The organism is Ruegeria sp. AB9, from assembly GCF_056542585.1.
The window spans coordinates 689,112-715,272 of sequence record NZ_JBQGAA010000001.1; the positions used below are offsets into that span (position 1 = coordinate 689,112).

Consider the following 26,161-nt stretch of genomic DNA (forward strand, 5'->3'; position numbering starts at 1 on the left):
GGAATTTTACATAACCGATGTTAGGCTGCCGCCAACAGAATGTTCGGGAGGAAATAATTTATGAATATTATCTGGTTGGGTCATGGCAGTTTTCGCATTGAAACTGAGGGGCAGGTGCTGCTGATTGACCCTTGGCTGACCGGTAACCCGGTCTTGCCCGAGGATCAACATGACGCGGCGCTGGACGGGGCGACGCATATCCTTCTGACCCATACGCATTTTGATCATGTGGTTGATATTCTGCCGCTGGCTAAACACCTGAAAATCCCCGTCGTCGGACAGTACGATCTAATGGGGTATTGGAGCGAAGCGGAAGGCATTGAGACCATTGGCTTCAACAAGGGCGGCACTGTCGATCTGAACGGGATCAAGGTGACAATGGTTCCTGCTTCCCACAGCTCGACTTTTTCAACACCGGACGGTCTGCGCACCGGCGGCAGTGAGGTCGGCTTCATGATCGCGACTGAGGGGCATATGCTCTACGTCTCGGGCGATACCGACATCATGGCCGACATGGATTGGATGGGAGATTACTACAAACCAGATATCGGCATCCTGTCGGCTGGCGGGCATTTTACAATGGACATGAAAGCCACCGCCTATGCCGCAGAACGGTACTTCAACTTCAAGACGGTCATCCCATGTCACTACCAGACTTTCCCCATTCTGGAACAATCGGCTCAGGACCTGATCGACAGGTTACCAGGTGTTGAGGTTATTGAGCCGGAAGTGATGACGCCGATAAGGCTATAGGGTATAATCATGGTCGTATTTCGAGCCAAACTCATCAGAGAATGGATGACCGTATTGCCACATCGCCTGAATTGGAGGCCATAGTTCAAAGATGGGTCTCGGCATTTGGCGCGCGTGAAACAGACATCGTTGTCAACCTGTTTTCAAAGTCCAATGCTCTGACATACTTGGGATCAGCCGATGACGAGTTCTGGATCGGAGACGCGCTCCGGACCGGGTATAAAGCATACATCGAGGACGTGCCGAAATTCATTATTAACGAGTCCAGCATCGTCGCGCACGAAGTTGGTTCGGTCGGATGGGCTGTCTGGCGCGCCAAGGTCTACGCGCCAGAAACAGATAAAGCCGTGGATTTTCGTATTTCTTTTGTATTCATTCTTGAAGACGCTGTATGGCGCATCGTTCAGATCCACAATTCCAATCCCGTTTCGAATATTGAGGCGATGGGGTTCGAAGCCAAGAGTTTCGACGACCTGTTGCTAGCGGTGGACCAGGAAGAATTGCGGCAAAACCCCTCTGGTATAGCGTCGATCATGTTCACTGACATCGCCGACAGTTCAGCCATTGCGCAGGCGATCGGCGATCATCTCTGGAACCAGGCCGTCAAGTACCATTTGGAGAAAGTCGAAGCGGAGATCGATCAAACAGGCGGGAAAATGATAAAGTCGTTGGGTGACGGAACAATGTCTGCGTTCCCAACGGCCCGCAGTGCGCTTGAGGCAGCCCGGTCAATCCAAAATACTCTTAATTCAGACAAAAACGAACCACGCCTGCGGGCCAGAATTGGAATTCATACAGGTGATGTTCTGGAGGCCGACGGGGACTATTTTGGAACGGTCGTAAACAAAGCGGCACGGATCGCTTCGATGTGCGCGCCAGATGAGATTCGCGTGTCCGACGCGACCAGGATTATGGTCGGAAGCAGGGCTCGGTTCTCGTTTTCCGATGCCGCAACCGTGCCGCTTAAAGGCCTGAAAGGGAATCACAAGATTTACAAGCTTGATTGGCGAAAACGGTAAGGTTTCGCGACAGCCTACTCAGGTCGCTCGCCGTCCCGCAAAGAATGATCTCAGCAAGTATTCGGATTCCGCAGCTGAGATGCCGTCATAAATCTCAGGCACATGGTGAGCTTGCGGATGCGAAAAGACCCGCGCCCCATGGGCCACCCCTCCAGATTTGGGATCTGAAGCACCATAATAGATCCGCCGGATGCGCGCGGCCGCCAGGGCCGCAGCGCACATCGCACAAGGTTCCAGCGTGACGTAAAGATCATGATCCGGCAGCCGTTCAGAGCCCGCCTTTGCACAAGCTGCGCGCAAGGCCACGATTTCTGCATGGGCCGTCGGGTCATTCAACTCACGCGTTCGGTTCCCGGCAGCCGCCACAACGTTTCCGTCTGGACCGACGATAACAGCGCCGACGGGCACTTCTCCACGATCCGCTGCCGCGCGCGCCTCGGACAACGCCTGTTCCATATGCGATTTGAACACCATGCCCCTGACTGCATCAGAAACCTGCCTTTCGCAAGCGCGCGGGATGGGGTATGGCCCTGACATGAACAAGACCCCTCCTCCCGGCGACCGGATCGCCAAAGTTCTGGCCCGCGCCGGCGTAGCATCGCGGCGCGAGGCGGAACGCATGATCGAAGCAGGCCGCGTGGCAGTGAACGGCAAGACCATCGACAGCCCCGCCTTGAACGTAACGGCGAAAGACAAAATCGTTGTCGACGGCAAGCCGGTCTCAGAGCCGGAACCCTCGCGCCTGTGGCTGTATCACAAGCCGGCGGGGTTGGTGACGACGACTCGCGACGAAAAAGGGCGCGACACGATTTTCGACAAGCTGCCCGTAGATATGCCACGCGTCATGAGCGTCGGCCGGCTGGACCTGAACTCCGAAGGTCTGCTGTTGCTGACCAATGACGGTGGCATCAAGCGCAAGCTCGAACTGCCCTCGACCGGCTGGTTGCGCAAATACCGCGTGCGAGTGAACGGTCGCCCGAAGGACGAAGATTTCGACCCGCTGCGCAAAGGGTTGGTGATCGAAGGAGAGCGGTTTCAGCCAATGACCGTGTCGTTGGATCGCCAACAGGGTGCAAATGCCTGGCTGACGATCGGCTTGCGCGAAGGCAAGAACCGCGAAATCCGCCGCGCGATGGAAGATATCGGGTTTACCGTGAACCGTCTGTTGCGCGTGTCCTACGGCCCATTCCAACTGGGGACCCTGAAACAGGGCGAAGTCGAAGAAATTCGTCGCCGTGTAATGCGGGACCAACTGGGTCTGGATTCCGAAGACAAACCCGACAGCGCGCGCAAACGCCCGGCACGGCCGCAACGAAAGCGGCCTCAAATCGGCAAGAATCCCCGCAAGTGATGCAGGTTCGGCAACCTTCCCCCTAGCGCTAAGCCTGCGCATCCCCTAAATTTTCAGTGAATGCTGCTATTGGGGGGCGTGATGTCCGGAAGCGGAGTGCAAAAACTGGCCTACGCTGTACTGCTGGTGCTGTTGCTTGGTGTTTGCACCGGCTTGCTTGGAGGTCTGTGAGCCATGGCAAAGCGGTTTGGCGGAAAATACAGCCCGCAGGGCGATGAGTCGAGTGACGCACCTCTGCCTCGGGGCCAGTTCGATGGCGCCCGTGTCGAGCCTGCTGGCGCGCGGGCGAATATTCTGTTTCTGCCCGCCATTCCTCTGGTATTTCTGTCCCTGAACGATGGCGCGATCGGTATGACCATCGGGCTGGTCGCCGCCGGCATTTTGACAGCTGCCGCGTTTTTGTTGCGCGAAGGTCTGCGAGCCGAGGCCGCGTATAACGTCCGCAAAACCGCCCGTCGGCCTGCTTTTCCGCGAAAGATTTTTGCCAGTCTTCTGACCGGCCTTGGCGCTGGCCTTGCCTCTTACAGAACCGAGTTTCTGGATGCCGAAACCGCCGCGCAGGCCAGCTTGTTGGCGCCGATGCTATTTGGCGTAGCAGCAACCGTTCTGCACTCTGTCTCATTCGGGCTGGACCCGATGAAAAACAAGGGCATGGAAGGGATCGACACCTTTCAGCAAGACCGCGTGGCCCGCGTTGTCGATGATGCCGAACAACACCTGTCCGAGATGACGGACGCGATCAAACGAGCAGGCGACCGTCGGGTCGAGGCCCGTGTCGAGCGGTTTCAGGACACCGCGCGCGATCTGTTTCGCACTGTCGAAGAAGACCCCCGGGATCTGGCCGGCGCAAGGAAATATCTGACGGTCTATCTGCAGGGCGCACGTGATGCGACTGTCAAGTTTGCCGATGTCTATTCCCGTACACGCGACGGGCAAGCGTTGGCGGACTATTCCGCCCTGCTGGACGATCTGGAACAGAATTTCGCTGCGCGTACGCGCAAGATGCTATTGGATGACCGCAGTGATCTGACGGTCGAAATTGACGTGTTGCGCGAAAGACTGCAGCGCGAAGGCGTCCGGTTTGACTGACCGGCTATTATTTCAGCGAGGAATATCCCCATGTCCGATGAGATCAAGAACAAGGCAGTTCAGGCCGAAACTTTGGTACAGGAAGTCATTGCGGTTGCCCTGCCTGAACCACAGGCCGAGATCGTGTCACTGGAAGAAGCTGACGAGCCCGTCAGCGCTGAAATCCGCAAGCGGATGGATGAGATCGACATGGGCAACACCAATTCGATCGTGGCTTTCGGCTCATCTGCACAGGCAGAGTTGCAGGAAATCAGCCAGGCCATGCTGGCGGATGTGCGCAACAAGGATGTAGGCCCGGCCGGTGACAGCCTGCGCAACATCGTAACCACGATTCGCGGTTTCTCGGTCAGTGAACTTGACGTGCGGCGCGAGCGTAGCTGGTGGGAAAAACTGTTGGGCAGGGCCGCGCCGTTTGCCAAGTTTACCGCTCAGTACGAAGACGTTCAGGGCCAGATCGATCGCATTACAGACGATCTTCTGGGGCATGAGCACACTTTGCTCAAGGATATCAAGTCTTTGGACCTGCTGTATGAAAAGACGCTGGATTTCTATGACGAACTGGCGCTTTACATCGCGGCAGGTGAGGAAAAACTGACAGAGTTGGACAGCCACGACATTCCTGAGAAGGAGGCCGAAGTTCAGGCAGTCCCCGAAGAACAACAGGTGATGAAAGCGCAGGAGCTGCGCGACATGCGCGCCGCGCGCGATGATCTCGAGCGCCGGGTTCATGACCTGAAACTGACACGGCAGGTCACGATGCAGTCGCTGCCGTCGATCCGGTTGGTTCAGGAAAACGACAAATCGCTGGTGACCAAGATCAACTCGACACTGGTGAATACGGTCCCTCTCTGGGAAACGCAACTGGCACAGGCCGTCACCATCCAGCGTAGCGCCGAAGCAGCGGCTGCCGTGCGCGATGCCAACGATCTGACCAACGAGCTTTTGACCTCGAACGCGGCAAACCTGCGTGAATCCAACAAGATGATCCGCGAAGAAATGGAGCGCGGCGTCTTTGACATCGAAGCGGTCAAGCAAGCGAATGCCGACCTTATCGGCACCATCAATGAAAGCCTGGCTATAGCTGACGAAGGCAAGGCCAAGCGCGCCGCTGCCGAAGTTGAATTGCAGAAAATGGAAACAGAACTGCGTGATACACTGGCCGCCGCCAAGGCACGTCGTGATGGAACCGGCGACAATGCCGGTACTGCGGTGCCCGGCTAAAGGCGTGTTCAAAGTGCGTCCTGTAGTTTGTCTGAAACTGGCGTTAGGGATCGTCTCGTTGTTGGCTTTAGCCAACTGCGATGAAACCCTGACGTCTTCGGTTGTGCCACAGACGCGCCCGACACCAACGCCTCAGGCTGCCAATGCCTATGTGCCGCCTTCCGCAGCAAGTCAGGATCTGGCACGCTTTTATCACCGGGTCGAACGCGACCTTCTGGTCCGGGGGCTGTTACGCACAGATGGGGGTGGCCCGGACACCCCTTATGATGCCGACGATCTGGCACGGAATTTCGAAGCGATCGCTTTCTACAGTGAGTATCCGACGCAGAGCGCATCAATTGGCTCGCGCCAGACGGACGGGCAACTCAGCCGATGGTCCGGGCCCGTCCGCATACAGACAGAATTCGGACCGTCTGTACTTCCTTCAACACGGGAAACGGACGCCGCTCAGGTTCAGTCTTTTGCCAACCGTCTCGCCAAGCTGACGGATCATCCAATTTCCGTCGTCTCTCGCAACGCCAATTTCCACGTCTTCTTCGCGGGCAAGGACGACAGCGCATATGTCGTATCCCGCCTGAAGCAACTTATCCCCAATATTAGCCAAGACTCGCTGAACCTGGTGGCCAACCCACGGGCCAGTTTTGATTGTTTGGTGTTTGCATCGGCGACAACCTCCTCGCCACACAGGTACGTGCGTGCCGTATCGCTGATCAGGGCCGAGTTGACCGATCTGGTCCGCGAAAGCTGCATCCACGAAGAAATCGCGCAGGGGCTGGGCCTGTCGAACGACAGCCCGGCAGCGCGACCTTCGATCTTCAACGATGATGACGAGTTCGCCTTGCTGACCAGTCATGACGAGAAACTGCTGACGATGCTGTATGACCAGCGATTGCAGCCCGGTGTGGGCGTAGATGATGCACGCCCGGTAATCCGCATCATTGCACGAGAATTGATGGGGCAGCCGCTCTGACCCCAAGGACAGGAGAACCCAAATGGGAATATTCGATTTTCTGACCGGAGAATTCATTGATGTCATCCATTGGGTGGATGACACCCGCGACACCATGGTTTGGCGGTTCGAACGCGAAGGCCACGAGATCAAGTACGGGGCCAAGCTGACGGTGCGTGAAGGTCAGGCGGCAGTGTTCGTGCATGAGGGCCAACTGGCGGACGTGTTCACGCCGGGCCTCTATATGCTTGAAACCAACAACATGCCGATCCTGACCACGCTGCAGCACTGGGATCACGGGTTTCAATCGCCGTTCAAATCCGAGGTCTATTTCGTCAACACGACCCGGTTCAATGACCTGAAGTGGGGCACCAAGAACCCCATCATGCTGCGTGACCCGGAATTCGGTCCAACCCGTATCCGCGCCTATGGCACTTATACCGTGCGCGTCAAAGACCCGGCCAAATTCCTGGTCGAGATCGTCGGCACAGACGGCGAATTCACCATGGACGAGATCAGCTTTCAGGTGCGCAATATCATCGTACAGGAGTTCAGCCGCGTCATCTCGGGTTCGGGCATTCCGGTGCTGGACATGGCTGCAAACACCGCCGATCTGGGCAAGCTGATTGCAGCCGAGGTGTCACCGGTGCTGGACAGCTATGGACTGGAGATGCCGGAATTCTACATCGAAAATATCTCACTGCCGCCTGCGGTCGAGGCGGCACTGGACAAGCGGACTTCGATGGGACTGGCCGGAGATCTGGGCAAGTTCACGCAATACTCGGCCGCCGAAGCGATGACGGCTGCGGCCAACAATCCGGGGCAAGGCGGTGGCATGGGCGCTGGTCTTGGCATGGGAATGGGCATGGCGATGGCGCAGCAAATGTCGAACATGACAGCGGGCCAACCAAGTGGCCCGTGGGGATCGCCCACCCCCGCTGCCCCGCAAACGACACCCCATGCGGCACCGCCGCCCCCTCCCCCGGTTGAGCATGTCTGGCATATCGCAGTGGACGGGCAGACCAGTGGCCCATTTTCCAAGGCCAAGATGGGCCGCATGGCCACCGAAGGCGACCTGACACGGGACACCTATGTCTGGACCGCTGGTCAGGACGGTTGGAAAAAGGCGGGAGACATACAGGAACTGGCACAGCTGTTCACTATATTGCCGCCGCCTCCGCCCGGAAGCTGATCAAACCCGCACAACGCATCGCAGTTGAATCGCAAAAGTGGAAGCGTGACATAAATGAGTGACAGCTTGTCTTCGTCTCCGAAACTGGAACAGGAACATCGATTCCCCTGCAACCAGTGCGGCGCGGATTACCGCTTCAATCCAGGCAACGGCACACTGACCTGCGATCATTGCGGGAACTCCGAGCCGATAGGCGCTGGCCCATGGGGCGGCGCCAGCCTGCGCGAGCTGGATTTTGATACCGCCATCGCGGATCGCCTGCCTGAAAGCGAGATAGAGGAAACCCGCGTTCTGTCCTGCCCGAACTGTGCGGCGCAGGTTGAATTCGACCCCAACACGCATGCCGCGGAATGTCCGTTCTGCGCCACTCCGGTTGTGACTGACACCGGATTGAACCGACATATCAAACCGAAAGGCGTTCTGCCTTTTGCGCTTGATGAACGCTCGGCCCACAAGGCAATGAGCGATTGGTTGGGGCAGCTGTGGTTCGCTCCAAACGGATTGAAAGACTATGCCCGCAAGGGGCGCAGGATGCAGGGTATCTATGTGCCGTACTGGACCTTCGATGCCGATACCAAGTCTGCCTATCGCGGTGAGCGCGGCATTGTCTACTATGAAACCCGCACTGTCATGCGGGATGGAAAACGGGTGCAACAACAGGTGCCAAAGGTCCGCTGGACGCCCAAGTCAGGCCGTGTCACCCGGTTTTTTGACGACGTATTGGTACTGGCCTCAAGGTCGCTGCCCAAGGCCTACACCGATGCGCTGGAGCCATGGGACCTGCCCGCTCTGGAACCCTACCAGCCAGAATACCTCGCAGGTTTTCGCGCCGAGGCCTATACAGTTGAACTGAAGGAAGGCTACACCGAAGCCCGCACCCATATGGCACGCGTGATCGAGCGGGACGTGCGTTTTGATATCGGCGGCGACCGGCAACGCATCCATGCCGTGGACACTGACGTGCGCGATGTGACATTCAAACACATTCTGCTGCCGATCTGGATGGCGGCCTACAAGTATCGTGGCCAGACCTATCGCTTTGTCGTGAACGGCAGAACCGGGCGGGTTCAGGGAGAACGCCCCTGGTCCGCAATAAAGATCACAATCGCCGTTGTACTGGGCCTGCTCGTTGCTGCGGGGATCGGGTACATGATGGCAACAGGACAGCAATAACAACCTCTTGTACATTGCGCGTGGCCCGGTCATCTTCGAGCTTGCAACTTTGGAGACGAGGTCCCTGTGCCGTTTGCTGAATTGAACACTTTGCTGGAGAAACGCCATTCCTGCCGGGCCTTTCTGCCTGACCCTGTGCCGCAAGAACAGATCGAACAGATCGTGGCCAGCGCATCCCGGGTTCCAAGCTGGTGCAACGCGCAACCTTGGCAATTGGTGATCACCAGTGGGGACGAAACCAACAAGTTCCGCGATGCGATGCTAAGCGAGGCGGAAAACGGCACCACGGCCCCCGACCTTCCATTTCCAGCGTCTTACTCCGGCGCCTATCAGGACCGTCGCCGAGCCTGCGGCTGGGCGCTCTACAGCGCGGTTGGCGTAGAACGGGGGGATCGCGCGGGATCGGCGCAGCAAATGATGCGGAACTTCGCCCTGTTTGACGCCCCACATTGTGCCATCGTCTCAAGCCCGGCAGAACTTGGACCTTATGGGGCAATGGACTGCGGCGGCTTTGTCACGGCCTTTACGCTCGCCGCTCAGGCGTTGGGCGTCGCAACCATCCCGCAAGCGGCATTGGCCGCATACAGCCCTTTTTTGCGCCAGTACTTTAAGATCCCGGATGACCGGTTGATCCTATGCGCAATTTCCTTTGGCTATTCAGACACGACCCACCCTGCAAACAACTTCCGCACGGAACGCGCAGCATTGGGTGACTTTGTGGACTGGCGCGGCTAAACCATCGCTCAGGCAGGCTTACGTTCGGGGGAGGAACCAAGTGCGCGCATTGCTGCAAAGGGTGGCACACGCCAAAGTTTCGGTCGATGATACCGTCGTCGGCACATCCGGTCCGGGTCTCATGATCCTTGTCTGTGCCATGCAAGGCGACAGCGAGGCACAGGCGAAAAAACTGGCTGAAAAGACAGCCAAGTTACGGGTTTTCAAGGACGATACCGGTAAGATGAACCGTTCGATTCAGGATGTCGGAGGATCTGCCTTGGTGATCAGTCAGTTTACTCTGGCGGCGGACACCACCAGCGGCAATCGCCCCGGCTTTTCGAACGCAGCCCCACCTGAGCTGGGGGAACAATTGTACGAGACATTCGCAGATCACCTCGCCGCGCAGGGTATCACGGTGGAAACCGGGCGTTTTGGAGCAGACATGGCGGTAGAGCTGGTAAATGATGGGCCGGTTACGATCTGGGTGGAGAATTGATGGATATTGAAAAGCAAGCCGCCGAATTGTGGCAGGCTGGCGTTGATGCCGTAGGCGGATACGAGGCCATCGAAGCCGCCTTGCCGGATGTCCCGAAACCGGACCGTATTCTGGCCGTGGGCAAACCAGCCGCAGCCATGGCGCGGGCCGCACTGGCACATTTTGGCGCTATCCCGACGCTTGTTGTCACCAAAGACGATCATGGCCGCGACCTGCCGGCTGGGGTCGAGGTGATAGAAGCGTCGCACCCCGTCCCAGATGACCGCAGTCTTGCAGGCGGGCGGGCACTGCGCCTCGCCATGGAACAGATGGAGCCGGGATCACACGTGCTGCTGCTGGTCTCGGGCGGCGCGTCATCCCTGGCCGAAGACCTTCTTCCCGGAACATCGCTCGGTGACGTCGAGGCATTGAACCGCAAACTGCTGTCGGAAGGGCTGGATATCCGCGCAATGAATGCCGAGCGGCGCAAGATTTCTCGTATCAAGGGCGGTGGTCTGCTGTCTCATTTCGCGGGAAGCCGCGCTACTGTTCTGGCGATTTCGGACGTGCCCGGAGACGATCTGAACGTCATCGGGTCGGGAATCGGTGCATTGCCCGACAGCCACTCCTTTGCGGCCACCACCCGGATCGTCGCCTCTAACGCACATGCCCGCAATGCGGCTGCCAAAGCTGCGAAAACGGTGGGGTTGCAGGTTCTCACCAATGATGAGGCCCTGCACGACGACTATTTGCAGGTCGCGGCGCATCTTGGGCCGATGTTGCGCGGGATGGAAAAGGGTGTGATGATCTTCGGCGGCGAACCGACTGTGGTTTTGCCTGATCGCCCGGGGCGTGGGGGCAGAAATCAGGCCCTGGCGCTGGCTTTGGCAAAAGAGATTTCCGGCCAGACGGATCTTGTGGTCGTTGTGGGCGGCACAGACGGCACGGATGGCCCGACAAATGCGGCGGGCGGAATCATAACAGGCGCAACATGGGGTGATGGCGCCAACCGCGCACTTCAAAACGCCGATAGTGGGTCATTTCTTGAAAAAGCCGAAGCCTTGCTGACAACCGGGCCAACCGGCACCAATGTCATGGATCTCGTTGTCGCTATACGTGGATGAATTGACGCATTTCCTACCGCTTTGGCCGCCAATGAACCGGAAACTGGCTGGAAATGCAGATCGCACTTGAACACCCTCACAGCGATTACCGCGCACCGGGCAATAATGTGAGGACTTCTGCCTTAGGTATTTAGGAGAAATAACCTTGCCCGGTCCGCGGAAATAAGCCAACGTTGACTCATGCGTCAACAAAAAGCCCGAAAAGGGCTGGAACCACTCAATAGGGAGATCACTAAATGAACGAACAAATCACGCATATGGCCGGTCAGGTCACAGCCGGAAAAATGACCCGCCGCGAATTTATGGGGAAAGCCGCGGCCCTGGGTGTTTCGGCTGCCGTGGCCAGCACGATGTTCGCGGACGCTGCGCGCGCAGCAGGACCTAAAAAGGGCGGTGACCTGAAGTTTGGCCTTCAGGGTGGCGAATCCACCAACTCGCTGGATCCCGCAACCTATGCCAGCTCGGTTCCGTTCCAAAACGGCAAGCAATTCGGTGACCAGCTTGTAGAAGTTGCACCCGATGGATCCATCGAGCCGCGCCTGGCGGAAAGCGTCGAAGGCAGCGCGGACGCCAAGGTCTGGACCTTTAAACTGCGTCAAGGTGTCGAGTTTCACAACGGCAAGACCATGACCAGCGAGGACGTTCTAAAAACCATGGAACGTCACTCGAACGAGGACTCGAAATCTGGTGCACTTGGCATCATGAAGGGCATTGAGTCCATGAAAGCCGATGGCGACAACTTCCAGGTCACGCTGTCCGAGCCAAATGCCGACCTTCCGTATCTGATGGCCGACTACCACCTGATCATTCAGCCCGATGGCGGCATGGATGATCCGGGGGCAGGTATCGGAACCGGACCATATAAAGTCGAAGTAGACGAGCCCGGTGTGCGTCACCTGTTCACAAAAAACGAGAACCACTGGAACTCTGATTTTGGCAACTTTGACAGCGTTGAAGTCGTAGTTATCAACGACGCAACCGCACGAACCGCAGCGCTGCAATCCGGTCAGGTTCACGCCATCAACCGGGTTGAACCTAAGGTTGCGGACCTGCTGGGGCGTGCACCTAACCTGACCGTGCATTCGACCGCTGGTCGTGGCCACTACGTCTTCATCATGCACTGCGATACCGCACCGTTCGACAACAATGAACTGCGAACAGCCCTGAAATATGCCATCAATCGTGCAGATTTGGTGGACAAAGTGTTGCGCGGCTATGGCTCCATCGGAAACGACATGCCGATCAATGCAGCCTATCCGCTGTTCGACGAAACCATCGAACAGCGTGAATTCAGCATTGAAAAAGCTGCTGAGCACTACAAGAAGTCCGGCCATGACGGCTCGCCAATCATCTTGCGCGTAGCAGACGGGGCGTTCCCGGGTGCCGTGGATGCCGCTGCCCTGTTCCAACAATCAGCTTCTCAGGCTGGGATTCCGCTTGAGATCAAGCGTGAGCCGAATGACGGCTACTGGTCCGAGGTTTGGAACGTGCAGCCCTTCTGTGCCTCGTACTGGGGAGGTCGCCCGGTTCAGGACCAGATGTACTCGACCGCGTATCTGTCGACGGCGGACTGGAACGACACGCGCTTCAAAGTACAAGCCTTTGACGACTTGCTGTTCTCGGCACGCGCTGAACTGGACGCGGAAAAGCGCAAGGGCATCTATAGCCAGATGGGCCGCATGGTCCGTGATGAGGGTGGCCTGATTTGCCCGATGTTCAACGACTTTGTCGAAGGTATCAGCAATCAGCTGGACGGCTGGGAAAGCGATCCGACCCAAGAGATGATGAACGGCAACATATCCCGCAAAATGTGGTTCGTCTGATACGGGCTACGGATCATGCATCCTATCATCAAACTGGTGTTCCAGCGCTTAGCGCTGGGACTCCTGCTTCTCTTCGGTGCATCGGCTCTGATTTTCGGCCTCACCGAAGCCCTCCCCGGGGACGCAGCGCAAGCTGTCCTTGGCCAATCTGCAACCCCTGAGGCGCTGGCAAACCTGCGCGAAGAAATGGGTCTGAACCGCCCCGCCCTGACCCGCTATTTCGAGTGGCTCGGTGGTATTGTTCAAGGTGATCTGGGACAATCCCTGACCAACAAGCTGGATATTGCTGAATCCGTCGGAAGCCGTCTGGGTAACACTCTTTTCCTGGCATTCTGGGCTGCAATCGTGTCAGTTCCACTTGCCATCTTTCTTGGCCTGCTGGCCGTGCGCTACCGCAACCGCTGGCCGGACAAGCTGATTTCGGCTGTGACGCTGACCACGATCTCGATCCCCGAGTTTCTGATCGGTTACGTTCTGGTCTATTTCATTGCGGTCAAACTGGGAATGTTCTCTCCGCTGGCCATGATCAATGACAGTATGTCCTTCGGGCAAAAGCTGAATGCCATTGCTTTGCCTGTCATCGTTCTGACAATGGTTGTTCTGGCGCATATGATGCGGATGACCCGCGCTGCAATCCTGAACGTCATGCAATCGGCTTATGTCGAAACTGCAGAACTCAAGGGCCTGAGCAATTTCAAGATCATCTACCGCCACGCGTTGCCCAACGCAATCGCGCCCATCGTTAACGTGGTTATGCTGAACCTGGCCTATCTGGTCGTCGGCGTCGTCGTGGTCGAAGTGGTGTTCGTCTATCCTGGAATGGGACAGTACCTTGTGGACCACGTAACCAAGCGTGACGTGCCGGTTGTTCTGGCATGCGGCGTCATCTTCGCTGCCATCTACATCGGACTAAACATGATCGCAGATATCGTTGCCATTTTGGCCAACCCAAGGCTGAGGCATCCGAAATGAAGAACATTCCTATCTCTGCAATGATCGGATTGGCCTTCACGGCCCTGTATTTCATCGTCGCCGTCTTTGCGCCTCTGTTGGCGCCTTATGGGATGGCCGAGGTCGTCGGCGATGTTTGGGAACCATCCAGCCCCGAGTTTTGGCTGGGCACCGACAATATCGGACGCGACCTGCTGAGCCGCATGATCTACGGCGGACGCACGACGATCTTCATCGCAACTGCCGCGACAATCCTCAGCTTCGTGACCGGTTCGATCCTGGGCTTTTTGGCCGCTGTTCTGGGCGGCTGGGCTGATCAGGTCATGTCACGTACCGTTGACCTGATCATGTCGATCCCGTCGCTGATCACTGCGCTGGTGGTTCTGGCCATGGTACCGGTCACCATTCCCGTTCTGATTGTCGTCATGGGCCTGCTGGACGCCACCCGCGTCTATCGTCTGGCGCGTGCCGTTGCGGTGGATATCGCCGTGATGGACTATGTCGAGGCCGCACGTCTGCGCGGTGAAGGCCAGGTCTGGGTCATCTTCCGGGAAATCCTGCCTAACGCATTGTCACCACTGGTGGCCGAACTGGGTCTGCGGTTTATCTTCATGGTTCTGTTTGTCTCGACCCTGTCTTTCCTGGGTCTGGGCGTGCAGCCGCCGCTGGCAGACTGGGGCGGCATCGTGAAAGAAAACAAGGACGGCATCGTTTACGGCATCGGGGCAGCCCTTTACCCCGCCGTGGCCATCGCGACGCTTGCCATCTCGGTCAATCTTGTGGCTGACTGGGTCCTCAACCGCACCACATCGCTGAAAGGAGGCCGGGGATGAGTGATACCATTCTCAAGGTCCGTGACCTCAAGATCGGCGCGACCGTCTATCCGCCAGGTGAAAAACCCCATGACATCGAAATCGTGCACGGGGTCAGCTTTGACCTCGAGCGCGGCAAGGTGCTGGGCCTGATCGGTGAATCCGGTGCTGGCAAGTCCACCATCGGTCTGGCCTCAATGGCTTACGGGCGGGGCGGCGTGAAGATCACCGGCGGTGAGGTCTGGGTCAACGGCAGGGACGTTCTGAAAACGTCACACGGCGACATACGCAAACTGCGCGGCGGTGAGGTCACTTATGTGTCTCAGTCAGCAGCGGCGTCTTTCAACCCGGCCAAGAAGATCATGGATCAGGTGGTCGAAGCCGCGGTCGAACAGAAGAAGTTCAGCCGCAAAGAGGCCGAAGGCCGCGCGCGCGAGCTGTTCGCCAAGCTGGGTCTGCCCGACCCGGACAACATCGGTGAACGCTATCCGCACCAGGTTTCGGGCGGTCAGCTGCAACGTTGTATGACCGCGCTGGCGCTGTGCCCCGAACCAGATCTGGTTGTGTTCGACGAACCCACAACCGCACTGGACGTGACGACTCAGATCGACGTTCTGATGGCGATCAAGGAAGCCATCGCAGATACCGGCGTTGCCGCGCTCTATATCACCCACGACCTGGCGGTTGTGGCGCAGGTGAGCGATGACATCATGGTGCTGCGGATGGGGAACACGGTCGAATACGGCAACACCGACCAGATCATCAACAACCCGCAGGAAGACTATACCAAGGCTCTGGTTTCGGTACGGTCGATCGAACACGAAGAAAAGCAACCCACACCAGAACCGGTGCTCAGCGTCGACGGTATCACCGCGCGCTACAAGGGGTTGAATTTCGACGTTCTGCACAATGTCAATGTTGAGCTTCATCCGGGGCAGACTCTGGCGGTTGTGGGCGAGTCCGGCTCGGGCAAGTCCACACTGGCGCGCGTGATCACCGGCCTTCTGCCACCGCGCGACGGCGAGATCACCTTTGCCGGGCGCAAGCTTTCGCCCGACCTCAAGGGCCGCACCCGCGAAGACCTGCGCGAGTTGCAGATGATCTACCAAATGGCTGACGTGGCGATGAACCCGCGTCAGACAGTGGGCACGATCATCGGCCGACCTCTGGAGTTCTATTTCAACATGCGCGGCGCCGAAAAGCGCAAGCGGGTCATTGAGCTGCTGGATGAGATCGAACTGGGCGAGAAGTTCATGGATCGCTACCCGGCGGAATTGTCTGGCGGCCAGAAACAGCGTGTCTGTATCGCCCGGTCGCTGGCGGCGAAGCCCAAGATGATCATCTGTGACGAAGTCACCTCGGCGCTCGACCCCTTGGTTGCGGACGGCATCCTCAAGCTGCTGCTGGATCTGCAGAAGATCGAGGATGTGGCCTATCTGTTCATCACCCACGATCTGGCGACGGTCCGTGCGATCAGCGACAGCATCGCGGTGATGTATCAGGGCCGCGTGGCGCGTTACGGCTCGAAGAGCCAGGTGCTGAGCCCGCCGTTCGACGATTATACCGACCTTCTGCTCAGTTCGGTGCCCGAAATGCACCTGGGCTGGCTGGAAGAGGTTGTCGCTCATCGCAAAATGGAAAGCGCCGGGAACTGATCCGGTTCGTGACAATTCGATGAAGCTTTGAAATCCCGGCGCTTTGTCTGATGACAGGTGTCGGGATTTTGCTATTGGGGGCGCAAAGTGGCAGCCCATCGATTGCGAATCTCATAGGGTCGCCTGAACGCAATGACTCTCAAAGGGCCTCGACATGGACCGCAAGCTTCTCCTCATCATTCTGGACGGCGTCCCCTATCGCAACTTTCGCCGCCTGTTCGGCAATCTCGAAGGCTGGGTCGACAGCGGTGAAGCGCGGGTCTGGAAACTGCGCGCGGTGCTGCCTTCGACTTCTGCCAGTTGCTATGCGTCGATCCACACAGGTGTGACACCGCAAGAGCATGGCTGTACCGGAAATGGAAACGTCTTCCGACTGAGCCATAAGGACGTGTTCAGCCAGGTGCGTGAGGCCGGTGGTGTGACCGGAGCGGTGACACACAGCTACTGGTCGCAGTTCTTCAACCGTCATCCATTCGATTTCGTCCGGGACATCGAATATGATGAGCCCGAGAGCCAGACAATCAACCATGGCCGTTTTCACAGCATGACCGGCTACGGAAAAGACAATCAGATGACACCGTCCGATGTCGACCTGTATGGCACTCTGACCAATCTGTGCCTGAGATTCGGACTGGATTACGGCATCCTGCACACCTGCACGCTGGACAGCATGGGTCACCGTTTCTTCCACGATTGTGAGGAAATGGATCATGCCTGTTTCGTTGCCGATGAAATGCTGGCCCCTTTCATTCCCCGCTGGCGCCAGCTGGGATATGAAGTGATCGTCACTGCCGATCACGGCCAGGACGAGCGCGGTCACCACGGCGGGCGCGGCCCGCTGCAACAGGAAACAGCGCTGTACTATTTCGGTGATGCGGACGGGCCGGATGCAGAGACCGTGATCCACCAGTTGCAGTTGGCTCCAACCATCCTCAGCCGCATGGGCGCACCGGTTGCAGAGACAATGAAGGCTGAACCTTTCCTTAAGTAAGGTTGCATTTTTACCAGCTGAAGACGGCCAAACGCCGTCTTCAGTCAGTGCGACCGCGCCACCGCCTAGTCATAGGCCCAGATCCCCTGCCCCAGCGCTTCGATTGCAACCGAGATGCGTTCGAAACTGTCGGCAGCACGTTTCACCGAGGTTCTCGCGCGCAGATAGCCGTGGACCAGACCGGATTCGTTGATCCAGTGGGCCTGCCCGCCCGCCGCGATGACCCGCCCACAATAGACCTGCCCGTCATCGCGCAGCGGGTCGCAATCAGCCGTCACAACCACAGTCGGGGGCAGGTTCGAAAAGTTGCTGTCCTGCAGCGGCGCGTAGGTTGGATCGCCCTGGGGCTGATCACCCGCGCATCGGACAGATTCATAGAATTTTATTTCGTCCAGCGTCAGCAAAGGGGCTTGGGCATGTTCAAGATAGGACCCCTGCGTGCGATCCCCGCCGAGCCCAGGATAGATCAATACCTGTCCAAGGATGCCGTCCAAACGCCCGCGTGCGTGGTGGGACACAGCGGCAGCCAGGTTCCCACCGGCACTGTCACCGGTCAGGATCAGCGGGTCACCATATTCATTTGCTGTCCAACTCGTAGCTGTCCAACAGTCTTCGAACTGCGTGGGGTGCACATGTTCCGGGCACAGCCGGTAATCAACCGCGACTACTCGATACCCGGTCTGGGCGCACAATTCGGCGCAGACATCATCATGGCTGTCGAGACCACCAACGACAAAACCGCCGCCATGAAAATAGACGACAGTTCGGGTTGGTTGCCCGGCAGAATAGATACGAACCGGAACGCCATCGGCCGTCCGGTCCAGTGTTTCCACGCCTGTTGGGCGCGATTGGCGAAAGTCCTGACACATTTTGTCATAGACCCGGCGTTGATCCTCGATGGACAATTCTACCGCGTCATCAGGATAGCTCTCGGCCGTGCGACGTATGAACGCCCAGGTTTCTTCGTCGATCAGGCGTTCATAGTCCATTTTCCCTCCGGTTCAGTCAGACCATTCCCACGGCCGGGTGTACGCCCCCAGCACTTTCGAGACATCGTCTTCCGAAGATCCGTTCGCGTCAAGCTGCGCGACAAGGCCACGTTTCTTGTCGTCGATCACCGAAACGACCCGCGCCGCGATACCCGCGCCCTCAAGAGCGTCGTTGTAGATGCGGGTGATGGCCTGCTTCCGCAGATCCGGCTTGAACACCTTGCCAACGGCGGTTTTTGGCAGTTCATCCAGAATGGTCATATGCTTGGGTTGCGCCGCACGCTCATGCACGTGAACTTTGCAATAATCCATCAGCTCTTTTTCGGTGGCCGAAGCGCCCTCAACCAGTTCGACAAAGGCGCAGGGAACTTCACCGGAATGCGCATCCGGCTGTCCGATGGCGCCGGCAAAAGCAACGGCCTCATGGCCCAGCAAAGCCTCTTCGATCTCGGCGGGATCAATGTTGTGACCGCCACGAATGATCAGATCTTTCGCGCGGCCGGTGATCCACAGGTAACCATCTTCGTCGAAGCGCCCCAGATCGCCTGTGCGCAGGTATTTATCGAAGTGATATAGGTTAACGTTCTTGTCGGTCTCGGTGTAAGTATTGCCCGCATAGACACCCGGGTTCGAGATACAGATCTCACCGATTTGATCGGTACCGCATTCGGTTGGTCCATCCGGCCCGTCCTGCAGGATTTTGACGTCCGTATATGGGAACGGAATACCGATCGATCCGATCTTTTTTTCACCATCAACCGGATTGCACGAGACCAGGCACGTGGCCTCGGTCAGGCCATAGCCTTCGACAATGGTGACACCCGTTGCCTCTTCAAAGCGGCGGAAAAGTTCCACCGGCAACGGGGCCGAGCCCGAGAAGGCCGTTTTTACGCTTGAGATATCGGCATCGACCGGACGCTGCATTTTAGCCGAGATCGCGGTGGGTACTGTAATGATGAAGCTTACTTTCCAGCGCTCGATCAACTTCCAGAAATTGTCGAATACCCCGTCGCCGCGATATCCCTGTGGTGTCGGGAAAATCACATGCGCGCCCGACGATACAGCCGCCATCACGATCACATGCACTGCAAAGACATGGAACATGGGCAGAGGGCACATGATGACGTCGTTTTCATCAAACAGCAGCGTGTTGCCCAACCAGCCGTTATAGATAAGACCGGAATACTTGTGCTGCGCCACCTTTGGCATACCCGTGGTGCCGCCAGTATGGAAATAACAGGCGACACGATCCTCTTTGCTGTCTTCAAAGGTCAGCGTTGCCGGCTGCTTGGCCAGTTCTTTATTGAAGTTCTTGTAATCCGCGTGCGCCAGCTTTTCCTTGTCACCCATCTTGGGCCGCAGGAACGGCACCAGCCATGATTTGGGTGGGGTCAGATACCGGTTCAGATCAACCTCCAGAATGGTGTTGACCCTGGGTGCGTGGCGAACGGCCTCTTCCACCTTCTGTGCAACATCCGTTTTCGGAAAGGACTTCAGTGTAACTACGACTTTGGCACCGGTCTCACGCAGGATCGCTGCGATCTGTTCCGGTTCAAGCAGCGGGTTGATCGGGTTCACGATCCCCGCGACTGCACCGCCCATCATAGTGACCAGGGTCTCGTTGCAGTTGGGCAGCACATAGGCGATCACGTCGTTTTCACCAACACCCAGCGAGCGGAACAGGTTCGCCGCCTGATTGACCTGGCGCAGCAGTTCTGACCAGGTCAGGGTTTCGGCCTTTTCATTAGGGCCGGAAAAAAGCTGGAAACTTATGGCATTGTGGTTAGGGAACTTACCCGCCGTGCGCGACAAGAGCTGATGGAAGGTGACAGGCAAATCCCGATCCTCCCACGGCATTTCCTGTTCCATGCGCGTTTTGTCTTCCAATCCCACAAAGGCCATGTGGTTCCTCCCGTATACTCTCCCGCGTTTTGCGCGGGCTTGTTGTTCACAACCAAGATGGAAGCAAAACAAACCTCGCGCAAGCGAGGCCTTAGCCTTCAAGGGGGGTAAAATGTAGAATGACGCTACGACGAATTCGCAAATGCCGGAGCGTCACTCTTATTCCGCGGCGACACCATCGGTGAACTGCAATCGTGCGAGGCGCGCATACAGCCCGTCCTGAGACACCAGATCCTCGTGGCTGCCTTGTGCTACGATGCGGCCTTCTTCCAATACAACGATGCGGTCGGCTTTCTTAACGGTTGCCAATCTGTGCGCAACAATCAGGGTCGTGCGCCCGGCACGCATCTTGTCCACCGCGCCCTGCACTGCGCGTTCGCTTTCCGCGTCAAGGGCCGATGTCGCCTCGTCCAATAGCAGAACCGGCGCGTCGCGCAGGATGGCGCGGGCGATGGCGATACGCTGTTTCTGCCCGCCGGACAGCATTACACCACGTTCGCCGACAAAGCTGTCATACCCTTCGGGCAAAGCCGCAATAAAGTCATGCGCGGCAGCGGCACGTGCGGCAGCTTCAACTTCCGCGTCTGACGCGTCCAGACGGCCAAAGCGGATGTTTTCACGGGCAGACGCAGCAAAGATCACCGGATCTTGTGGCACCAACGCCATGTGGGTGCGGAAATCTGACCGGTCGATGTCACGCAGATCAAGACCGTCCAGCGTCACCCGGCCCGAGTTTGGATCATAGAACCGCTGGATCAGTTGTATCACAGTTGTTTTTCCCGCACCCGATGGCCCGACAAATGCGACAGTTTCACCGGGTTTCACCACCAGTGACAAGTGATCCAACGCCACCGTCTCGGGGCGTGCCGGATAGCGGAAGCTGACGTCTTCAAATCGGATTTCACCCTGAATGTCCTTGGGCAGCACTGCAGGTTTGACCGGATCGGTAACAGTGTCTTCGGCATGCAGCAGTTCAACAAGACGTTCGGTGGCGCCGGCTGCGCGCTGAAGTTCGCTCCAGATTTCGGACAGGGCCGCGACCGAGCCTGCCATGATGATCGAATAGATCACGAACTGGATCAGAACGCCTTCGCTCATCACACCGTTTCGCACGTCGTTCGCGCCCATCCAAAGGACGCCCACGATGCCCGAGAAGACCAGAAAGATCACAATAACCGTCAATACCGCACGGGTCTGGATTCGGCGCAGCGATACGACATAAGACGTCTCGGTCATCTCACCGAATTGCTGCCGGCTTGCTTGTTCGTGAGAAAAGGCCTGAACAGTCTGTACTGCGCCCAACGCCTCCCCCGCGTTGCCGGACGAGGCTGCGATCCAGTCCTGGTTTTCACGACTGATAACGCGCAGGCGGCGACCCAGAACAAGGATCGGCACAACAACCACCGGGATCAGCAACAGCACAAGCCCCGTCAGCTTGGCCGACGTCAGCAGCATCAGCACCAACCCACCGATGAACAACAGCATGTTTCGCAGGGCAATGGACACGGATGAGCCAAGAACCGACTGGATCAGCGTCGTGTCGGTGGTGATACGGCTCAGAACTTCACCGGTCATGATGCGTTCGTAGAATTCCGGGCTCATACCAATGACCCGGTCAAACACCGCCTTGCGGATATCGGCCACCACCCGTTCGCCCAACCGGGTCACCAGCGCATATCTGATGCCGGTGCCCACAGCCAGAACAGCAGCAATGACCAGCGCGGCCAGAAAATACCAGTCCAGGAGTTCACCGTCCTGAATGCGGAAATTGTCGACAACACGCCGCACCGCCAGAGGCAGTGTCAGTGTCATGCTCGCCGTCAGAATCAACGCCAACGTCGCTCCGATCATCAAGAGCCGGTAGGGCTTCATAAACGGCCAGAGCGAGGCCAGCACCCCAATTTTCCTGGAGCGGGCGCGCTCTTCGGTGGCGCCGGGGGCTGCGGCATGTGCTGGTTTGTTGGCGGTTTGTCTTGCCATGTCTGGCCTTTGTGTCCTGAACGGTGCTGAGTGACCGCTTTCTTGGAGGTACCGGCTGTTTTGGTCAAGCATCACAATCACAATCGGCAGCCCAGAAGGGCCATTTGACGCAGAAATGTAAGGGAAGTTGGAGCGGGTAGACGGAATCGAACCGACATAGCCTGCTTGGAAGGCAGGGGCTTTACCATTAAGCTATACCCGCAAATGGTTTGCGCTGGTTAAGTCATGCATCCGGGCGCGTCAAGCGGGAAGTGGCAAAATTAGTGCTGCCTTTTTCCGGATATTGCTCTGCCCACTGCCGGATCTTTAGTCCTGATTGCGAAAAATCCTGGTCGAGGAAAAAAACCGCTCCAGTTCTTCAATCCGTTCCTTGCTTTCTTCCCACCGCGCCTCCTGCACTTCTGCGATCAGCGTTTCTGAAATCAACTGCAAAGCGATGGTCGAATCCCAACTGGATGGCGCCTCAACCAGCGCGTGGAACGTATAATTGGCCGTTCTACCAATCGGTGACCCCCATTGGTCCGTAAACAAAACAACGGTGACGCCACGGTTTGAAGCAACCTGTGCCAGTTTTTCCAGATGAGCCTCGTACCGGCGGATGTCAAAGATCACCAGAACCGAGGACTCGTCCATATCCAGAAGGTGTTGCGGCCATACATTCGCCGAGTTGCCGAGCATTGTCACGTTGGGCCGAATGATCTGCATGTGATTGAACAGATAATCCGCATTTGACCGGGTGATACGCCCCCCGACAACATAAAGATGTCGTTCGGTATCCGCCAGAAGCTGGGCCACCGTATTGAACATATCCTTGTCGAGGCGCTCCAGCGTATGGCGCATATTTGTCCACACTGCTTGCGCAAAACGGGTTGTTGGATGTTCGGCCTCGTCGTCTACAACCCAGGCATCCCGTTTCGAGATCGGCTTTTTGATCTGAGCCGCTACTTCTTCGCGCAGCGCGTCTTGCAGGTCCGGGAACCCATCGAACCCAAGTTTGCGTGCCATGCGAATAACCGTTGGGGTCGAAACCTGCGCCGCCGCAGCCAACTTGGTGATCGATTGCAAACCGGCCATCGGATAATCCTGCAACAGGATGGAAGCCAACTGACGCTCGGAGCGAGTCAGATCGTCCAGCTCATCCTGAATCCGTTGTTTGACAAGTTTGGCAACGGTGGCCATCTACACCCTCGTTTCTTAAATTTGTTACAGAATATGTTCGTTTGTAATTTTGTCTACAGAAATTTTCTTGACAGGTGAGAACTTGCTGTAACAAATGCTACCTATGCATCACGAAACCGAGTCATTGTTACTACAGCCGACAGAAGTTCCAGCCGCCCGCGCGCTGAATGTGGAAAGTCGCGCGCGCGCTGTCTTGATATGTGAACATGCAAGCCGGTTCATTCCCGCGGTGCTCGACGGTTTGGGTTTGGATGAAGTCGCGGCATGTTCTCATGCCGCCTGGGATATTGGCGCTCTGGATTTGTCGATGGAACTGATGGGCGCTTTGGATGTGCCTCTGGTTCATTCGCGGGTCAGTCGCCTGGTTTACGATTGCAACCGCCCGCCCGAACGTGAAGACGCCATGCCACAGGTCAGCGAAGTATTTTCCGTTCCAGGAAATATGAACCTGACCGACGCTCAACGTGCCCAGCGGGTTCGCGATGTTTATGAGCCGTTCAAACAGCTGGTTTCAACAACTCTGGATGCACGACCCGAACCACCAGTTGTTATAACGATACACAGTTTCACGCCGGTCTATAAGGGGCAACCCCGAACGGTTGAGCTGGGCATTCTTCATGACGAAGACGAGCGCGCCGCGCAACTCATGCTGCAGCACTCAGAAGACTCGGGGCTACGCGTTGCATTGAACGAGCCCTACTCGGCCACGGACGGCGTCACACACACGCTGCGCGAGCATGCGATCAAACGTGGGCTTCCGAATGTGATGATCGAAGTACGAAACGATCTGATCGACACATCTACAGGCGTTAACCGCATGGCAGGGTTGCTGACGCCGATCCTGCAATCGGTCATCAAAGAATTATCGCACGCAGAGGCGAAATCATGAGAGCAGAGGTATCGGGATGAATTTCATGCGGGGATATGTGGCGGTCATTGACCGCACGAACCGCTGGATCGGGCGCGTTGTCATGTACGGCATTTTTGTCATGATGGGCATCCTGCTCTGGTCCTCGATTTCGAAAACCTTCTTTCTGCCGTCGCTATGGACACTGGAAATGGCCCAGTTCGCAATGGTCGCCTATTACATTCTGGGCGGCCCTTACTCGATCCAGATGGGGTCCAACGTCCGCATGGACCTGTTGTACGGCGAATGGTCCGACCGCCGTCGGGCTTGGACGGATGCGATCACCGTCTTTTTCCTGATCATCTACCTGGGTGTGATGATCTATGGCGGTTACGACTCGCTGAGCTATTCGCTGCAATATGGTGAGCGCAGCCCAACCGCGTGGCGCCCTTACCTCTGGCCGATCAAGGTGATTATGGTCATCGGACTGTTCCTGATGTTGCTTCAGGCAATCTCGGAACTCTTTAAAGATATTTTGCGCCTCAAGGGCGATGATATCCCGCGCGAGGTGATCTGATGTCTTACGAATTGATCGCCATCCTGATGTTTTCGACCATGATGCTGATGCTGCTGACCGGGCAGCGGGTGTTCGGAGCCATTGGCTTTGTTGCCGTCATGGCCGCGCTGTTTCTGTGGGGGGATCGCGGTGGCTATGACATTGGCTTTTCGGCCGCCATGAAACTGATGAAATGGTACCCGTTGCTGACGCTGCCGATGTTCATTTTCATGGGTTACGTGCTGGCCGAGTCCAAAATCGCAGACGATCTGTACAAGATGTTCCACGTTTGGATGGGTGGCCTGAACGGCGGTCTCGCGATTGGCACGATTGGTCTCATGGTACTGATTTCGGCCATGAACGGGTTGAGTGTCGCAGGCATGGCCATTGGCGCGACCATTGCGCTGCCTGAACTGTTGAAACGCGGGTACGACAAGAAGATGGTGACAGGGGTGATACAAGCCGGATCGTCACTGGGCATCCTCGTACCGCCGTCCGTCGTGCTGGTTCTTTATGCGATGATCGCGCGGCAGCCGGTTGGGCAACTCTGGCTTGCGGGGCTACTTCCCGGGCTGATGATGGCCGCGATGTTCATCCTGTATATCGTGATCCGTTGCCGCATTAACCCTGCACTGGGGCCCGCTCTTTCAGCCGAGGAACGAGACGTGCCAATGGCAGAGAAACTGCGCCTGTTGCGTGCTGGCCTTCTGCCTTTGGGTATTTTCGCCGCAATGATGGTGCCCTTCGTCAATGGCTGGACCTCGCTGGTCGAAAGTTCGGCCATAGGCGCCTTGACGGCGTTCGCTGCCGCCATCCTCAAAGGTCGTATGACACGCGAGGTTTTCGAGACCTCAGTACGGTCAACCCTTGGCATCACGTGCATGTTCATGTGGATCATCCTCGCTGCGCTGGCATTCGGAGCCGTATTCGACGGGCTGGGCGCGGTGCGTGCAATCGAAAACCTGTTCACCGAGCGTCTGGGCTTGAATCCTTGGGTCATTTTGATCTTCATGCAGCTCAGCTTTATCCTGATGGGCACATTTCTGGACGACACTGCCATGCTGGTCATCGTCGCGCCGCTTTACGTTCCGCTTGTGGGCGCGATGGGGTTCGATCTGATCTGGTACGGCGTGCTCTATACGATCACGACCCAGATCGCCTATATGACACCGCCCTTCGGCTATAACCTGTTCCTGATGCGCGCGATGGCGCCGCCAGAGATTTCGCTGCGCGACATCTATGGCTCGATCCTGCCTTTCGTCATGGTGATGACGCTGGCGCTTGCGATCATAATGACCTTCCCGCAAATCGCGCTATGGCTGCCAGAATACGTTTACAACAAATGATCCCGGATCAAACCGGGGCGTCGCGGGGCAATCCCCGCATAACTGAAACTGACCAACGGAGAGAGAG

General features: G+C 57.3%; 24 protein-coding genes and 1 tRNA gene. 19 read left to right on the top strand and 6 right to left on the bottom strand.

The window, feature by feature from the left end; translation table 11 throughout:
- Positions 1-60: 60 nt before the first annotated feature.
- On the top strand, positions 61-753 hold the full coding sequence (locus ACR0K5_RS03540; protein ID WP_480628347.1) for a metal-dependent hydrolase: 693 nt from the start codon (positions 61-63) through the stop codon (positions 751-753).
- A 41-nt stretch (positions 754-794) separates the two neighbouring features.
- Positions 795-1,772, top strand: a complete 978-nt coding sequence (locus tag ACR0K5_RS03545; protein ID WP_480628348.1) for an adenylate/guanylate cyclase domain-containing protein — start codon at positions 795-797, stop codon at positions 1,770-1,772.
- Positions 1,773-1,790: 18 nt separating this feature from the next.
- Here ACR0K5_RS03545 and ACR0K5_RS03550 read toward each other — a convergent pair whose 3' ends face one another.
- Entirely contained in the window at positions 1,791-2,246 is a 456-nt protein-coding gene (locus tag ACR0K5_RS03550; protein WP_480628751.1) for a nucleoside deaminase, read from the bottom strand.
- Positions 2,247-2,307: 61 nt separating this feature from the next.
- On the opposite strand from ACR0K5_RS03550, the gene ACR0K5_RS03555 reads away from it, so the two are divergent.
- The 14 genes from ACR0K5_RS03555 to ACR0K5_RS03620 all read left to right on the top strand — a co-directional run bounded on the left by ACR0K5_RS03555 (position 2,308) and on the right by ACR0K5_RS03620 (position 17,295).
- Positions 2,308-3,123, top strand: a complete 816-nt coding sequence (locus tag ACR0K5_RS03555; RefSeq protein ID WP_480628349.1) for a pseudouridine synthase — start codon at positions 2,308-2,310, stop codon at positions 3,121-3,123.
- A 174-nt stretch (positions 3,124-3,297) separates the two neighbouring features.
- Positions 3,298-4,212, top strand: coding sequence for a 5-bromo-4-chloroindolyl phosphate hydrolysis family protein (locus ACR0K5_RS03560; RefSeq protein WP_480628350.1), 915 nt, complete (start codon positions 3,298-3,300; stop codon positions 4,210-4,212).
- A gap of 30 nt (positions 4,213-4,242) precedes the next feature.
- Positions 4,243-5,433, top strand: coding sequence for a toxic anion resistance protein (locus tag ACR0K5_RS03565; protein ID WP_480628351.1), 1,191 nt, complete (start codon positions 4,243-4,245; stop codon positions 5,431-5,433).
- Entirely contained in the window at positions 5,393-6,403 is a 1,011-nt protein-coding gene (locus tag ACR0K5_RS03570; RefSeq protein WP_480628352.1) for a DUF2927 domain-containing protein, read from the top strand. The genes ACR0K5_RS03565 and ACR0K5_RS03570 overlap by 41 nt, the downstream gene beginning before the upstream one ends.
- A gap of 22 nt (positions 6,404-6,425) precedes the next feature.
- A complete protein-coding gene (locus ACR0K5_RS03575) occupies positions 6,426-7,574 on the top strand; it encodes an SPFH domain-containing protein (RefSeq protein ID WP_480628353.1) in 1,149 nt (382 codons plus the stop codon).
- A 54-nt stretch (positions 7,575-7,628) separates the two neighbouring features.
- On the top strand, positions 7,629-8,747 hold the full coding sequence (locus ACR0K5_RS03580; RefSeq protein ID WP_480628354.1) for a TFIIB-type zinc finger domain-containing protein: 1,119 nt from the start codon (positions 7,629-7,631) through the stop codon (positions 8,745-8,747).
- 66 nt (positions 8,748-8,813) lie between these two features.
- Entirely contained in the window at positions 8,814-9,482 is a 669-nt protein-coding gene (locus ACR0K5_RS03585; protein ID WP_480628355.1) for a nitroreductase, read from the top strand.
- Between the two features lie 40 nt (positions 9,483-9,522).
- On the top strand, positions 9,523-9,960 hold the full coding sequence (gene dtd / locus ACR0K5_RS03590) for a D-aminoacyl-tRNA deacylase (protein ID WP_480628356.1): 438 nt from the start codon (positions 9,523-9,525) through the stop codon (positions 9,958-9,960).
- Positions 9,960-11,063, top strand: a complete 1,104-nt coding sequence (locus tag ACR0K5_RS03595; protein WP_480628357.1) for a DUF4147 domain-containing protein — start codon at positions 9,960-9,962, stop codon at positions 11,061-11,063. Before dtd ends, ACR0K5_RS03595 begins: the two co-directional genes overlap by 1 nt.
- A 236-nt stretch (positions 11,064-11,299) precedes the next feature.
- Positions 11,300-12,886, top strand: coding sequence for an ABC transporter substrate-binding protein (locus tag ACR0K5_RS03600; RefSeq protein ID WP_480628358.1), 1,587 nt, complete (start codon positions 11,300-11,302; stop codon positions 12,884-12,886).
- A 15-nt stretch (positions 12,887-12,901) separates the two neighbouring features.
- A complete protein-coding gene (locus ACR0K5_RS03605; protein WP_480628359.1) occupies positions 12,902-13,858 on the top strand; it encodes an ABC transporter permease in 957 nt (318 codons plus the stop codon).
- Positions 13,855-14,670: an ABC transporter permease gene (locus ACR0K5_RS03610; protein WP_480628360.1), complete on the top strand. Its 816-nt coding sequence runs from the start codon at positions 13,855-13,857 to the stop codon at positions 14,668-14,670. The genes ACR0K5_RS03605 and ACR0K5_RS03610 overlap by 4 nt, the downstream gene beginning before the upstream one ends.
- Positions 14,667-16,304 carry an ABC transporter ATP-binding protein gene (locus ACR0K5_RS03615; protein ID WP_480628361.1) on the top strand — a complete coding sequence of 546 codons (1,638 nt, stop codon included), beginning with the start codon at positions 14,667-14,669 and terminating at the stop codon, positions 16,302-16,304. Before ACR0K5_RS03610 ends, ACR0K5_RS03615 begins: the two co-directional genes overlap by 4 nt.
- 154 nt (positions 16,305-16,458) lie before the next feature.
- Positions 16,459-17,295 (top strand): alkaline phosphatase family protein, encoded by an 837-nt coding sequence (locus ACR0K5_RS03620; RefSeq protein WP_480628362.1) that lies wholly within the window; start codon positions 16,459-16,461, stop codon positions 17,293-17,295.
- Between the two features lie 65 nt (positions 17,296-17,360).
- On the opposite strand, the gene ACR0K5_RS03625 is transcribed toward ACR0K5_RS03620, so the two are convergent.
- The 5 genes from ACR0K5_RS03625 to ACR0K5_RS03645 form a co-directional block, all read right to left on the bottom strand.
- Positions 17,361-18,284: an alpha/beta hydrolase gene (locus ACR0K5_RS03625; protein WP_480628363.1), complete on the bottom strand. Its 924-nt coding sequence runs from the start codon at positions 18,282-18,284 to the stop codon at positions 17,361-17,363.
- Positions 18,285-18,296: 12 nt separating this feature from the next.
- On the bottom strand, positions 18,297-20,186 hold the full coding sequence (locus ACR0K5_RS03630) for an acyl-CoA synthetase (RefSeq protein ID WP_480628364.1): 1,890 nt from the start codon (positions 20,184-20,186) through the stop codon (positions 18,297-18,299).
- A gap of 159 nt (positions 20,187-20,345) precedes the next feature.
- Positions 20,346-22,166, bottom strand: coding sequence for an ABC transporter transmembrane domain-containing protein (locus ACR0K5_RS03635; RefSeq protein WP_480628365.1), 1,821 nt, complete (start codon positions 22,164-22,166; stop codon positions 20,346-20,348).
- Between the two features lie 128 nt (positions 22,167-22,294).
- Positions 22,295-22,368: transfer RNA gene (locus ACR0K5_RS03640), tRNA-Gly, on the bottom strand.
- A gap of 104 nt (positions 22,369-22,472) precedes the next feature.
- Positions 22,473-23,345, bottom strand: coding sequence for a MurR/RpiR family transcriptional regulator (locus ACR0K5_RS03645; protein ID WP_480628366.1), 873 nt, complete (start codon positions 23,343-23,345; stop codon positions 22,473-22,475).
- Positions 23,346-23,448: 103 nt separating this feature from the next.
- Between ACR0K5_RS03645 and ACR0K5_RS03650 the strand changes: the two genes are divergently transcribed.
- The 3 genes from ACR0K5_RS03650 to ACR0K5_RS03660 are packed head-to-tail and all read left to right on the top strand — an operon-like array spanning position 23,449 to position 26,094.
- Complete coding sequence (locus ACR0K5_RS03650; protein ID WP_480628367.1) at positions 23,449-24,234, top strand: N-formylglutamate amidohydrolase; 786 nt, start codon at positions 23,449-23,451, stop codon at positions 24,232-24,234.
- Between the two features lie 16 nt (positions 24,235-24,250).
- On the top strand, positions 24,251-24,769 hold the full coding sequence (locus ACR0K5_RS03655; RefSeq protein WP_480628368.1) for a TRAP transporter small permease subunit: 519 nt from the start codon (positions 24,251-24,253) through the stop codon (positions 24,767-24,769).
- Positions 24,769-26,094 (top strand): TRAP transporter large permease, encoded by a 1,326-nt coding sequence (locus tag ACR0K5_RS03660; protein ID WP_480628369.1) that lies wholly within the window; start codon positions 24,769-24,771, stop codon positions 26,092-26,094. Before ACR0K5_RS03655 ends, ACR0K5_RS03660 begins: the two co-directional genes overlap by 1 nt.
- Positions 26,095-26,161 lie beyond the last annotated feature (67 nt).